General features: G+C 47.3%; 11 protein-coding genes. 3 read left to right on the top strand and 8 right to left on the bottom strand.

Annotated features, from left to right (window positions below; all coding sequences use genetic code 11):
• Positions 1-9: 9 nt before the first annotated feature.
• Complete coding sequence (gene msrB / locus IC230_RS07660) at positions 10-519, top strand: peptide-methionine (R)-S-oxide reductase MsrB (RefSeq protein WP_191038381.1); 510 nt, start codon at positions 10-12, stop codon at positions 517-519.
• A gap of 71 nt (positions 520-590) precedes the next feature.
• Here msrB and IC230_RS07655 read toward each other — a convergent pair whose 3' ends face one another.
• The 7 genes from IC230_RS07655 to IC230_RS07625 all read right to left on the bottom strand — a co-directional run bounded on the left by IC230_RS07655 (position 591) and on the right by IC230_RS07625 (position 9422).
• Positions 591-2126 (bottom strand): MBOAT family O-acyltransferase, encoded by a 1536-nt coding sequence (locus tag IC230_RS07655; RefSeq protein ID WP_191038380.1) that lies wholly within the window; start codon positions 2124-2126, stop codon positions 591-593.
• A 130-nt stretch (positions 2127-2256) separates the two neighbouring features.
• Positions 2257-3240, bottom strand: coding sequence for a glycosyltransferase family 2 protein (locus tag IC230_RS07650; protein ID WP_191038379.1), 984 nt, complete (start codon positions 3238-3240; stop codon positions 2257-2259).
• Between the two features lie 72 nt (positions 3241-3312).
• Entirely contained in the window at positions 3313-5064 is a 1752-nt protein-coding gene (locus IC230_RS07645) for a hypothetical protein (RefSeq protein ID WP_191038378.1), read from the bottom strand.
• A gap of 78 nt (positions 5065-5142) precedes the next feature.
• The gene (locus IC230_RS07640; protein ID WP_223860413.1) at positions 5143-6582 is read right to left on the bottom strand and encodes a DUF6056 family protein; all 1440 of its coding nucleotides are present in this window, start codon (positions 6580-6582) and stop codon (positions 5143-5145) included.
• A gap of 13 nt (positions 6583-6595) precedes the next feature.
• Complete coding sequence (locus IC230_RS07635) at positions 6596-7528, bottom strand: DMT family transporter (protein WP_191038377.1); 933 nt, start codon at positions 7526-7528, stop codon at positions 6596-6598.
• Positions 7529-7618: 90 nt separating this feature from the next.
• Complete coding sequence (locus tag IC230_RS07630; RefSeq protein WP_191038376.1) at positions 7619-8695, bottom strand: LptF/LptG family permease; 1077 nt, start codon at positions 8693-8695, stop codon at positions 7619-7621.
• Between the two features lie 73 nt (positions 8696-8768).
• The gene (locus tag IC230_RS07625; protein WP_191038375.1) at positions 8769-9422 is read right to left on the bottom strand and encodes a metal-dependent transcriptional regulator; all 654 of its coding nucleotides are present in this window, start codon (positions 9420-9422) and stop codon (positions 8769-8771) included.
• Between the two features lie 278 nt (positions 9423-9700).
• On the opposite strand from IC230_RS07625, the gene IC230_RS07620 reads away from it, so the two are divergent.
• A complete protein-coding gene (locus IC230_RS07620) occupies positions 9701-11035 on the top strand; it encodes an Nramp family divalent metal transporter (RefSeq protein WP_191038374.1) in 1335 nt (444 codons plus the stop codon).
• Positions 11036-11444: 409 nt separating this feature from the next.
• Here the strand turns inward: IC230_RS07620 and IC230_RS07615 are convergent, their stop codons facing one another.
• Positions 11445-12476, bottom strand: coding sequence for a helix-turn-helix transcriptional regulator (locus IC230_RS07615; RefSeq protein WP_191038373.1), 1032 nt, complete (start codon positions 12474-12476; stop codon positions 11445-11447).
• Positions 12477-12590: 114 nt separating this feature from the next.
• Here IC230_RS07615 and IC230_RS07610 point away from each other — a divergent pair, with 114 nt between their 5' ends.
• Entirely contained in the window at positions 12591-14147 is a 1557-nt protein-coding gene (locus IC230_RS07610; RefSeq protein ID WP_191038372.1) for a TROVE domain-containing protein, read from the top strand.
• Positions 14148-14402 lie beyond the last annotated feature (255 nt).

Here is a 14402-nt window from a genome sequence, read left to right as displayed (position 1 = left end):
CAAATACTGATGAAACAAAACTGGCTCTTCCTGGTGATTGCCCTGTTACTGGTTGGTGGTTTATGGGCGTATGGTACATATATAGCCGCTCCTCGTCCTCCGCATCAGCGCCCACCCGGAACTACCTCACCCAATAACCGACGCGTTGAAAGGACGGACGCTGAATGGCGTGACATCCTGACACGGTCACAGTACAACATCACCCGTGAGCGGGGTACCGAGTGGGCGAATAGCAGTGAAGTAACGCATGAACATCGCCGGGGTACGTATGCCTGTGTTTGTTGCCATAATCCGCTTTTTACATCCGGTACCAAGTTTGATTCACACACCGGCTGGCCGAGTTTCTATGCTCCTGTCGTATCGAACGCAATTTATACAGAGCCCGACGGTAACCGCACTGAAGTACGCTGCTCCGTTTGCGACGCGCATTTAGGACACGTATTCAACGATGGGCCCGAGCCAACCGGGTTACGTTACTGTATGAACGGGGTAGCGCTAGTGTTTGCTCAAATCAAGTGATCCTTCTTTTCGCTAATGATTTGCAATTCGCGAATTGCAAATCATTGACGTTTTTATCATTCTATGTTTACTCAGAATTGAAAATAGATGAACTGATTCGATGAGAAGACACCAAATAGATAAGTCGCGAACGTAATGAGCACGAATAGTACAGCAAAGCGAATCGTACTACGTGTTGGAATCGTCAGATAAAAATACTCCTTCGTTAATAGAAAAAGAATCAAAAGAACGCTGAACCCCATTTCCACCGAATTCATTGGGCTGTCGATGTGATTATCGAATGATAAAGTACCAATACGTTTCAGGATCAGGAAAGCATCACTCAGACTTCTAGCCCGGAAGAACACCCACGTCAGCATGATCAGTATGAACGTAATGAGCGTGTTGATCACTGCGCGCACGGGTGACTTACGGCTTTCTTTGTCATTAACGGGCGAGGTCACGGAACTGGGTGGAGTTCTGGAGAAACCTAGCTTAGACAACAGTTTGTCACGCAGAACGGCCAGAACCTGATAGAGTCCGTTCAGTCCTCCCCAGATCACATACGTCCAGTTGGGACCGTGCCAGAGGCCACTAGCCAGAAATACGATCAGCATATTCAGATACTGCCGGACTTCGCCCTTTCGATTACCACCAAGCGGAATGTAGAGATAATCTCGAAACCAGGTTGACAGTGAAATATGCCAGCGTCGCCAGAATTCCGAAACTGACTGAGCAATATAGGGCGTTCGGAAATTTTCCATAAGCGTGAAGCCCATTACGCGAGCGGCTCCGATGGCCACGTCAGAATAACCCGAAAAATCGCAATAAATCTGGAAAGTATAGAAGAACGTAGCCACCAGCAACGTCAGGCCGTTGTGAGCCGAAGGATTGCCGTATGTGTGATCAACAAGCATGGCCAGACGATCGGCAATGACCAGTTTCTTGAAGAGTCCGAACGCCATCTGCATCAGCCCGGCCTTAACGTTCTCTTTGTCGTACTTAAAGTAATCATGAAACTGCCATAGTACGTTCTGAGGCCGCTCAATGGGACCAGCCACTAATTGCGGATAGAACATAACGTAGAGCGAGTATATTCCGAAATGACGTTCGGCCTTCTGATTTCCCCGATACACTTCAATCGTATAACTCATTGCCTGAAACGTATGGAACGACAGACCAACGGGCAAAATACTGATGACGTTTTCTTTAAAAGACTGTATACCTGTCTGACCGAAAAAGCGTAGTACCCTAATAAATAACCGATTACCTTGGTACATAATCTCACTGGCAACGCCAGGCATGTGCAATTTCTCAAACAGCAACGATAGGTTTTCAGTAAAAAACCCGAGGTATTTGAAAAAGGCCAAGATACCTATATTGGAGATTAGAGAGATGATCAACAGCCATTTTCGGGCTGGGCCAGTTGTCTTTTCAATCCAGATACCAGCGATATAGTCGATAACGATGGTCAGCAGTAAAATCAGGAAGTACGCGGGCTTGAAGACCATGTAGAAGTAGCAACTGGCTACCAACAATAAGATCCAGCGTCCCTGCCACTTCAGACTGAAGTAGCTAAGCGTAACGACAATGAAAAATAATAAAAACTGTAGTGAATTAAATAGCATCCGTTTGTCGTAAGTCGATGGTGATCAGCGATTGATGCAAACGAAAAAAATGTGCGCCAGCTACTACTGATTGACAACTCACGATTAAAAGTTTGGTGTGTGAACGAACGACAGACTGGTTAAAAGCTGTCTACAACGATTTTACCTCTTCCACAGGAGTTAACGGTTGCCGCTGCTGTTGCCTGATAATCTCCCGAACAACGTAGAGCGGACGGCCTTTAGCCTGAAAAAAGATCCGCAATACGTATTCGCCAATGAGTCCCAGCGCAATTAATTGAATACCGCTAAACAGGACGATAAAAAACAAGAGCGCTGTAAAGCCCTGCGGTACATCGTGGTAAATAAATCGTTTGATCAGGGTCTGAATTAAATAGAGTAAAGCAGCGCCTATAGTAAAAATTCCAATTCGGGTAATGATTTTGATCGGATATTCACTGAAGTTAAAAATACCGTTGTAGGCCAGACGTTGCAACATACTGAACGAATACTTTGACTCACCGGCCTGACGGGCGTCTCGTTCGTATTCCACACCAATCTGCTTAAAACCAATCCAGCTGCGCATACCCCGAATGAACCGACTTTCTTCAGGCATTTGATTCAGTACGTCGGCTACCCGGCGGCTAATGAGCGAAAAATCACCACTATCCAGGGGCATATCGACGTAAGAGATCGATTTCATGATGCGATAGAACGTAGCATAGGCGGTTCGTTTAAACCAGTTCTCCTTCCGTTTCTTGCGAACAGCATAGACAACGTCGTATCCTTCCTCATATTTCTGATAAAATTCAGTCAGCAGTTCGGGGGGGTCTTGTAAATCACCGTCGATAATAAACAGTGCTTCGGTACCATAAGCCGCTGCAATACCCGCCGACAGCGCAATCTGATGGCCGTAGTTTCGTGATAGAAAAACGCATTGGTATCGGCTGTCTGTTAAGGCCAGTTGCTGCATCAGCATAGCCGTAGTGTCGCGGCTGCCGTCGTCGATCAGAACAACTTCAATGGTAAGGGGCGAGGTTTCCATCACCGCATTCAGACGGGCGATTAAACGCGGAAACGACTCTGTTTCATTATATAAAGGGGCAATTATAGAAATCTGAGGCTTTGACAAGATCATAAAGATTGACCGGTGGCAGAATTGGCAAAAGTAATCTTTTTTGACATCAGGGCCATTTTCAACCCCTATTTGTTAAGGAACGGTAATTGTTTGCTGACTGAAGTGTATATCGTTTTCTCGATTATCAGTCGGTGTCAGAATGCCCACCCGATACTGTCCGGGCGCGATCATCGGAATAATAATTTCGGCCTGGATTGTCTTGACAGGTCGATTTAAATAAAAACTGGCCGTAGAAAAGGGGAGCGACGACGGAAATAAATACGTCCGTTGAGCCGACTGAACCACGACGGCCGATTGATGCATCAGTGGCGGAAGCGCGTTGAAACCCGTTTCAGCCTGATAACTGTAGCCCCCCCCTGAAATACGTAGCGTAAGACTTGAATCGGGCAGTTGCCTGTGTGCTTCTCCATTTAATACCGGTTCGTATGGGGTATAATAGGCCTCGGGATACTGATAAATTCCTCGCCTGACTGATTCGTCCATACTTCGTTTGGCGAGAGCTACGAACGGTGATCCCCAACTGGGGCCTAAACCCGTTTCGTTATACTTCTGATTAAAGGCCTGCGTGAGTATCTGTTGTTTTCGAAAAGCGATTTTGGGCAGCCTCAGAACGTACCACATTCCCCAAACGACCAAACCGACCACGACTCCAAATCGAACCCATCGGTCAATAGTCCTTAGATTCCTGTATTGCTCACTTAAAACATTCAGGTACAGAAGCGTTACCAGGAGAGCCGCGTAAATCATGTAATTACTGATCAGCATTACAGCATAACCAAAGCGAGGTCGCAGGAAAGCCACAATGACAGCATTGACCATCAGAAACGTATAACAGCCGGTAAAGAAATAACGCCGTTTCTGGAGAAGACTCGTTTCCCGATCAAAAAGAGAACTGGCCTTCGCGCGGCCGCGAAGGATATCCTCGTTCATACGCCACAAGAGCCAGAGCATGGCTGGAATCAGCATCAGTCCCGCCAGCGTTGGTAGGATACTACGCCAGACAATGGTCGCATCCGGGAAAAAATCAAAAAGGCCGCCCGTGAACGTAAAGAAACCCAGGAATATGAGGTAGGGATACTTCAGAAAGAACGTAATGCTGCTGTCGTTTCCCTGCGCATTCTGAAAATCATAAAAATAGAGCAGGATCGTAATTACGCCGACGACAAGCCAGATAGCCAACCGAAGCCAGTTTCGTTGCATAGCCAGTACCACAGCCCCCGCCACCCAGCCGAACAAACCATTACTCATTGAGAACGACGTCAGTATCTGTAGACCAAGCCCGCCCGCAAAGCGACTTCGGCCACCATCTGCCAGCAAATAGATCGTAGCGATAACCATAGCGACAACGACCTGGTGTTGCAAGCTGGTGATGGCCCAGGTTGTCGTGAGGTAATACTGTGGCTGGAGCAGAAGGAACGGTACGGGAACGAACGCCAGTAATGGAAGCTGCGTCGACCGGAAAACTCTATAAAAAACACCCAGAAGACCCAGTAGGAAAGCAAATGCCGCAAAAATGAGCCAGCGAAAATTGACCGTTCCCGTTAGTTTGTACATCGCCAGCGTAATTAATTTGCCGATCAGAATTCTGTGTTCATTATTGGGAACGAGTAGCCAGTGAAATTTTTCCGCAACGGTCTGCGAATCGAGGTAACCAATGATAAAACCCAGAAAGGCGTCAATATCATCCATCCAAGGAACATCGACAATGTAGACAAACAGCAGCAGACTAAAGCAGAGCACAGGTGTGGCAATCAATACGAGAGCCAACGTCTTTAACCGGCCTGAGGCTACCGACTGATTACCCGATAGATAAGCTAAATTCATGTCTAGTTTATAGGTTCATACTTATAGCTAACCAGCCAACAGAGTTTATTCATACATCCGTTGGCATACGTAGCGAAATTACGGCGTTGGCAGATTGGGTTTACCGGTCAGCGTAACGGTTTTTTTATGAAAATATTCAGCCCAGCAACGATTCCACAGGTGTTTCGGATCGGTATGAATGTCATCCATGAATAACGAAACCGGATAAGTAGCCAGCGGAGTCATCAGCATGTTGGGATTAGTTGATTTCGCTAACTCCTCATATCGGGCCTTCATCTCCCGATCGTACTGAGCCGCCCGGCCACTAAGCCAATCCCCATACACAGTACGTACTACCTTACCCGTCGAAGCAGTAATGATAGCCCAGACAGTCAGGGCCATCATTAACGAACGGAAATAAGGCTGTAATGAATCAGGCTGAAACCGATGCCGGAACGCCACGACCAACAAGGTTAGATTATAAAGCAAACTGAGCCAGAAAGCTAGATTGACGAGGTTGATCAAGCGGGGAATGGGTGGAATACCGACGCCATAAAAATGCAGTGATATCAACGCCAGTACCGTAAGCGCCCCATGCGCAATCCCGAGTAAAGGGTGCAACCGCAGATAAGGAGGTAAATCGCTAAGTCGCTGACGTGATCCGACAAGCTGCCAGGCAACTGGCAGGTACAACAGAGCCAGCGGTAGCCAGGGAGTCAGCAGTAGTTGACGGGGCACGTACGTAGCGGCATACCATAGCGAGGCAATCAGGGTAAAAGGAACGTTTCTACCCTCCGGATTTCCACCCAGTCGAACGGAATTCCCTGGTGCTTTCATCAAAAAATAGCAAGAAACGGCCCCGACAGCCAGCAGAATCAGGATCGTAGCCGACAATCGCCGACGCTGAATCAGATCACCCAGCGTAATCAGTCCCAGTACTGACAAGACCAAAACCATGGTCATTTCACTTGACCCGATAATGGCTGTAATAAGCAGACTTTCAGCCAGAAGGAAACCCGGCTGCAAACCAAAACCCTTTCGTTGATGCGCCAGAAAAACAGCCAGCAGAAATAAAAATAACGTACTCGACAGTCCATAGCTGGCCAGACCAGTATACCAATACATATACTCCGGAATGCTATTCAACGTAGTAATAAACCCGACAAAGATCCCTAACCCAACTGCTAGTTTGACAGTTGTGTCAAAAAAACGGGAAAGCCACTGGCTGGCCAATGCATAACAGCCTCCCACCAGCAACGCCAGCAGAATAACCGGGTAAACCTTATATCCTCCGAACCAGCCAATGACAATCGGATTCGTGTGGACAATAAAATTGTGAAAATACCGCCCGGTCCAGCCATCGTAGTAAAGCTGTTGAGCTTCCCAGAATCCGAAGTGAAGAGCCGTATTAGCGAAACAGTAATCGTCCGTAGGAGATGGGTGATTATACGTGGCTAGTGCAATCAGCGGTACAATAATTACTATGGCAAAAAGGGCCAGCAGCACCGTAATGACACGAGATAAAGAAGTAGACATCATTCATTTAATACAATTAAGTCGAGGCTGGCAACCGATCTTCGGCTTTGGCGAACCGGTTATTTAGGAATGGATAGGCCAGCACAGCAATCAGAATAATGAGTGTACCGATGTAAAACCCCGACGTCATGTGCTCATCGTTGCCAAAAATCAGTACAGCTAATAGAATACCATAGACCGGCTCCAGATTAACGGTCAAAACAGCCATGTACGGTGAGAACTTACGTAGCAGCCGCACGCCCACCGAATAGGCATAAACAGTACAGACGAGCGCCAGCACCAGTAACCATAGCCACTGGATAGGGGATTCCGGTACGTATTGAATGGGCGAATTGGCCAACTGTGGATCAGTAGCACGAACGATCAGCCACAAAATCAGAGCGCCAAAAACAGCACCGGCCATTTCGTAAAATGAAATCACCAGGGCATCGTACCGGTGCGTAAATCGGCTGTTAATGATCGTAAATAAGGAGGAGAGCATAGCCGAAAAGACAGCTACGGCCAGCCCGGCAATTTTGTCGAATTCAAACCGAAAAATGACGTAAAGCCCAGCCATTACCACCGCACCCAATACAACTTCAATGAGTTTTACCCGCCGACGTAGCACCAGAGGTTCCAGCACACTAGCCCACAGCGAACTGGTAGCCATACCGGCCAGACAGACAGATACGTTCGCGATTCGGGCGGCCAGAAAGAACAATACCCAGTGCAGAGCGATAATGGCTCCTGTTCCGAGTAAGCGCAATCGGTCAGTTGGGTCAACCTGAATGGTTTGTTTACGAAACCAAAGTACCGCACCCATCCCCAAAACCGCCAGTAACGTACGGAATAACACCACTGCCGACGAATCGAGGGGTTGCAGTAACTTACCCAGAATAGCCGTGAAACCCCAGATCAAGACAATGAAATGGAGTTGTAGGTAATCGGTAAGCGAAGGCTTTTGTGACATAGTAAGAGTGAAGAGTGAAGAATGAAACGTGAAGAATAGTTTACATCAGCTATTTATTTTTCACGTTTCATTCTTCACTCTTCATTTAATCTACCTCGGGATTGTATTGTACAACAATACGCCGATGGCTGCAAAAATAGCGTTTGGCAGCCAGACCGCCACAATCGGGTTTAAGTTACCGCCTTCGGCAATACCTTTGGCCAGCATGAAAAACAGGAGATACGTAAAGGCCAGAAAGAAACCCAGTGCTACCTGCCAGCCGACTCCCCGCCGACTTTTACGAGCCGACATAATCACGCCAATGACGGTTAGAATAATGATCGCAAACGGTCGAGTATCTCGGCTGTATTTTTCGAGCATATACGTCTCAACCCCGTCAGAACCACGACTTTGTAGCATCTCAATCCGTTGATTCAATTCAGGGCGCGTCAGCGTTTCGTAAAGGTTAAATTCGGAATCAAAATCACTGGGTTTCAGATTCAGGGTGGTGTCAACCCGAACACCCGACGTGAGTGTCTCGCGCAGATTGTCAATGGTACGAATTTTGTAGTCGTAGACCGCCCATTTCTTTTTCTTGGCATCCCATTCAATCCGATCAGCAGAGAGTTTTTCTTTGAGCTGATTACCTTCTACGCGCTCCAGCGTGAATTTATAACCGGTATTACTCGCATTTACGTAGCTTTCTAAGTAAGCGTAGGTTTTAGGCGCAATCTTCAAATGCACGTTACGTCCAGAGTAGGTAAAAGCATCGTTGATGTACTTTATTTCGAACGCAATCCGGGTTTTATTCGCCTTCGGAATGATGTAGTTGACCATGAAATATGTCGCCACGGCCAGCACGGTTGCGCCCAATACGTACGGAAACAACAACCGGATGAAGCTCACGCCACTGCTCAGAATCGCAATAATTTCGGTGCGAGCCGCCAGGCGTGACGTCAGGAATACCGTAGCAATAAACACCATTAGTGGACTGATGTAATTGGCCCAATAAGGAACGAAGTTGAGGTAATAGCTCCAGAGAATTTCGCTGCCGGGTGCGTGAGTCTTATGAAAATTATCCACTTTTTCGGTGTAGTCGATCATGACCACCACCAGCACGATCACCAGCACCACAAAAACGTAAGTCTGAAGAAATCGTTTAAGAATATACCAATCTAGTAGTTTCATTTTGTGGTGTCGGTTACTCAAACCCGACACGTTGTTTGGTCTGTCGGTTCTTGAGTAACCGACTCCGCGTTAGTTAGTTGACTAATAAATTTTTGGCGACCTCATAGCTGACAAACACTGTTCGTCCGCTTGCGATCTGTACCAGCACTGATTTATCAAAGGCATTGATCTCGCGTACGGTTACAGTACAGCCGAGGGTTAAATTGGAATGATCGAGGTGTTGCAGAAATTCCGTCGAGTGCTCCAGTACGCCCATCAGACAAACACCCTCTCCTATCGATACGTCGGACAGTTTCTGATAACCCGTCTCGGGCATTTGCCCCGTTGGCGTTGGAATTGGATCACCGTGTGGATCAAACTGCGGATTACCTAAGTACGTATCCAACCGTGTTACCAACTCTTCGGACCGAATATGCTCTAACTCTTCGGCGATCTCATGGACAGCCTCCCAGCCGAACCCTAACTTTTCAACCAGAAAAACCTCCCAGAGCCGGTGGCGACGAATGACTTGTAACGCCAGTCGTTCCCCTTCATCCGTCAAGCGAACACCCTGGTATTTTTTGTAATGAATTAACTGTTTATCAGCTAGCTTTCGTAACATATCGGTTACCGAAGCTGCCTTTGTCGACGTCATCTCTGCCAGCGCATTCGTACTCACCTCGCTCTGTTGCCGATTAGCCAGATAATAAATCGTCTTCAAATAATTTTCTTCTGTAAACGAATGCATACACGACAACTCTTCAGTAGGAACGGGAAAAGACGCAGAAACAGTTTATGCACAAAGTTAGTTTTTATGTTAAACTTTCTAAAAATTTAGACTAGTCTAAATTTTTATTTCAACAATCCTTATATTTGTTACGTTATAGATGACAGAGCGTAACGGCAAGCCTCGTGCTAAAAGAGTAATAAGTGATACAACCCAAGTTTGTTCAGTCTTGTAGTTACTGCGTGAAGGCAGTTCATTAAAAACAGGAATCTGAGCTCTCTGAACGATACTGGAACTAGATGGAAGCAACGAATACACCATTAAAAGGCTGGCGGCAGGAAAACGACGTAAAATCATTGGCTGAAGTGCATAGTTCTGTCCATGTACCGGCCGATAGCGGTTTTTTCAAGACATTACGTGCCTATATGGGTCCGGGGATGATGGTGGCGGTAGGCTACATGGACCCTGGGAACTGGGCTACCGATATTGCTGGTGGAGCCCGCTTCGGGTATCGGCTCTTATCCGTTATCCTGATTTCCAATTTGTTTGCCATGCTGCTACAGCATCTGGCGTTAAAACTTGGTATTGCCACCGGGCGGGATTTGGCTCAGGCATGCCGTGATCATTTTAGCCGCCCCGTAGCGGTTGGCTTGTGGCTACTGGCCGAAATCGCTATTGCCGCTACTGATTTAGCCGAAGTAATTGGATCAGCCATTGCCCTGAATCTGCTCTTTGGCCTTCCGCTTACGGTTGGTATTCTCATTACGGCTCTGGACGTATTGCTGCTGCTGTATCTACAGAACAAGGGGTTTCAGACCATTGAGCGTATTGTAGCCAGTTTGATTTTCCTGATCATCGGCTGCTTTGGGTATGAACTTTTAGTATCTCGACCAGCCATTGCGGACGTAGCAGCGGGCCTGATTCCCAGCGCGGAAATCATTACAAATCCAGGCATGCTGTACATCGCTATCGGTATTCTGGGCGCTACGGTCATGCCTCACAATTTGTACCTGCATTCGAGTATTGTACAAACCCGCGATTTTAAACGTGACAACGACGGTCGTAAAATAGCGATCAAATTCGCCACAATTGACTCGACAGTTTCGTTGTTCCTGGCTTTCTTCATCAATGCGGCCATTTTAATTCTATCGGCAGCGGCCTTTCATTTTTCCGGCAATCAGCAAGTAGCCGACATCACCGATGCTCACCGTCTGCTCGATCCAATTCTGGGCGTTAAACTGGCGGGAATCCTATTTGCCGTGGCGCTACTAGCCTCCGGTCAGAATTCTACATTAACCGGTACGTTGGCAGGCCAGATCGTAATGGAAGGATTTCTGAATCTGCGTATCCAACCCTGGTTACGTCGGCTTATTACGCGCTTACTAGCCATTGTGCCTGCCCTGATTGTGGCTATTTTATACGGCGAACAGGGTGCCAGCGAATTGCTCGTGCTCAGTCAGGTGATTCTATCTCTGCAACTTAGCTTCGCGGTTGTGCCTCTTGTTCAGTTTACGAGCGACAAAATCAAAATGGGCCGTTTTGTCAATCCTGCCTGGATGAAAGCGCTATCATGGGTGGTGGCCGTGGTCATTATTGGCCTGAACGGGTATCTGTTGTGGGATACAGTAATGTAAGGGTATCCCTAAAGATGTTGAATTTAGCAATGTTGAAATCAAGAAAACCAAATCGAATTCGACCACAGTACGGATCAACGTTACGTAGATAGCCTTCTACAGGCTGCTCGTGCCTGTCTATGCAGTCTCAACGCGCTGGCTCCAATGCCTATGATTGACACTGTCTGAATGGAGTACCTGCATTTTACATTACAGCGGTGTGGCACATCGCAAAAGTACTTCCTCATTTGCCCGTACACTTATTCGATTAGCTGAACGTAAAAAAATAACGTCAAGTCTCAGATTAAAGGAGTATCAATACGGGGTCATTGACGCCGGACAATACTAAACTTACTACGTTTGGATATCGCGCTAGTATCACCGGAATCAAACCCGTTCCTTTTACGGTTGGCATCGTTAACAAAGAACCTTATAAGTCGATCTTTTCATCTTCTTCATACTGCGCCAGTCCGTTTTTGAGTTTCTGACGAATTCGTTCACGAAGTCGGGCGGGAGCCAGAACGGTCATGCCATCACCGAAGCTTAGGATTTCGCGCTCCAGTTCAAAATTTAGCTGCACCTCCAATCGGATAACAATTCCGTCGTCGCGCCGTTCGACAAGTTGCTGTGAATGATGAAGTGGTTTGGTTTCTACATACGGCGCATGTTCCGTCGCAACGCATATCAGCACGTTACAGGGACGTAACGTTTGGCTGACCGTTACACCAATTACGTCCTGATAATACGTAGAAGCAGTAATGCCGGGATTATCTCGATAAGCAGTCTCCTCAGCAGATTCAATGCTGATAATGCGATCCAGGGCCAGATGCTGCACTTCTTTTTGATTACCCCGAACCCCTACCGCAAACCAACGGTTTTTAAACTCTTTCAGCCACCAGACATGGAAACGAAACTGGGCAGGCAAATGAGCTTTGAACGATTGATACGTAACAGAGATAGCCTGCCGCTGAACAATGGTTCGATAAAGTACGTCCAGGTGCGTAAGTCCTTTTAAGTTGTCATTCTTCTCAAAGTCGATGATCGTCCGCTGATTCGTTGAAGCGGAATAGATATGCGCTTCGAGTTTCTGAACGACGCCACTCAGTTGCTCGAAATGCGAAAAGCCTTTGAACTGTTTGAGTACCTCAACTGCTTCGCTGATACGTCCTAAATCCTGCCCGGTCAGTGGAATCTGCGTAATGCTGTAAGCTGGATCAGCGTAGGCATAATACTTTTTGTCGATCACGATAATGGGCGCATTGTAGCCAAGCTTATCGCTTCGCATCATTTGCAGATCAGCCTGAATTGTCCGGCGACTGATGCCTTTATCCATCCCCTCGTACTCATACAAAGCCTCTGAAACAGCATCGATCAATGCCTCTAATGTCCATTGCCGATACTTATTGGCCAGACAAGTATCAATAGCTCGGTATCGAATAAGGGCGTTGCGGTTGGCAGGCATACGGGACGACGACAAAATTTTTTCAAAAAAACCAAAAATTTTTACAACTACGCAAAAAGACTGCGCAGATGCCCAAAACCTTTGTATCGTCAAGTTTATAAAACACCGACGATCATGAAATTCAATCAACTTATCGCGCCACTAGTTAAGGGTAACGCCGAAACCGTCAATTACGAGGGTGCCAAAGCGTACACGCTAACACCGGAGATGGCGTTGTATTCGGCCGTAGTTACGACCATGCTAAACGATTCGTACAATGAAAAAGCAGATCAACGGTTGGCGCGAATTCAGGCATTAGTCGGTAAAGTTGATCCAGTATTCGTGGCCAAGCTGGCGGTGTATGTTCGGGAGCAGATGTATCTGCGTTCAGCGCCGATTGTGTTACTGGGCGAACTGGCGAAAGTGCATAACGGCGATGGATTGGTCGGGAAAGCCGTTGGTCGGGCTGTACAACGTCCTGACGAGATTACGGAGTTACTGGCTTACTACCAGTTGGCAAACCAACGTACCGGCGCCAAAAAACTCAACCGGATTTCGAAACAGATGCAAAAAGGACTAGCAACTGCCTTCAATAAATTTGACGAATACCAGTTTGCCAAGTATAACCGGGATACAGCCGTCAAGCTGCGGGATGCGTTGTTTCTCGTGCACCCAAAGGCGAAAGACGAAACACAGCAGGCCCTTTTCGACAAGATCGTGAACTATACGTTAAATACACCTTATACTTGGGAAACCGAATTGAGTGCGTTAGGACGACTTTCGTTTGCAAACGAAGCCGAAAAGCAGGTGGCTGTACGGGCAAAGTGGGAAGAACTGATCAACAGCGGACGGTTAGGCTACATGGCCACGCTACGTAACCTGCGCAACATACTCGAAGCGGGCGTCAGTGGCGCACACGTTGAAAAAGTCTGTACGCTGCTGGCTGACGAAAAAGCCGTTCGGAATGCAAAACAATTGCCGTTCCGGTTTTTGTCGGCTTATCGGGAGTTGAAAGGGTTATCGTTCGGACACGTACCGATGCTGCTCGAAGCGCTCGAAGATGCGGTTTATGCCAGTGTAGCCAACCTGCGTGGTTTCGACTACTTCACAAGCGTAGTGGTTGCCTGCGACGTATCAGGGTCAATGCATCAACCAGTTTCAGCCGGACGCGGCACGGCCAGGAGTAAAGTGCAGTTGTACGATATCGGCTTGTTGTTAGGGATGCTGTTGCAGGCAAAGTGCCGGAACGTATTGAGTGGTATGTTTGGTGATCGCTGGAAAACCGTTACGTTGCCCGCCCGACAAATTCTGGCGAACGTCGATGAATTTTATCGACGCGAAGGCGAAGTCGGCTATTCGACCAACGGCTATCTGGTGATTGACGACCTGATCAAACGACGTCATAAAGCCAGTAAGGTAATGATCTTTACAGATACGCAGTTATGGGATAGCCATACGGCAAACCAAAGCCATACCAATACATTATCGGCGAAATGGATGCGATATAAAACATTGTTTCCAGACGCACGATTGTATTTGTTCGACTTAGCCGGTTACGGAAATGCGCCATTACGTATTGAGCCGAACGACGTTTATCTGATTGCTGGCTGGTCCGATAAAGTATTTGATGTATTGCAAGCGTTCGAAGAAGGGCAAACGACGCTGAGTGCGATTGAACAGATTATACTCTGAAATAAACAAACCTATAAGGTCTTTAGGACCTTGTAGGTTTACTAAAACAGGATGTCGTAGGCGTGAGTTACTTCGCTCCACGAGGGGAGGAATGACGTAGTGTACAGGTAACACAAGGTCATCCGGTTCGACTCCGGCAAGCACAGCCCCGTTTCTCATTCCGATTGTTACTCCTGTTTTGATTTTGTGCAGGTGCCGTATGACAGAGATACTTCGCTGGTGGAAACGCTGAAAAGCGTTGGGTTCGACTCCCAT

Origin of the sequence: Spirosoma validum, assembly GCF_014699035.1 — a bacterium.
Lineage (GTDB): Bacteria > Bacteroidota > Bacteroidia > Cytophagales > Spirosomataceae > Spirosoma > Spirosoma validum.
This window is presented reverse-complemented; position numbering and strand designations above follow the sequence as displayed.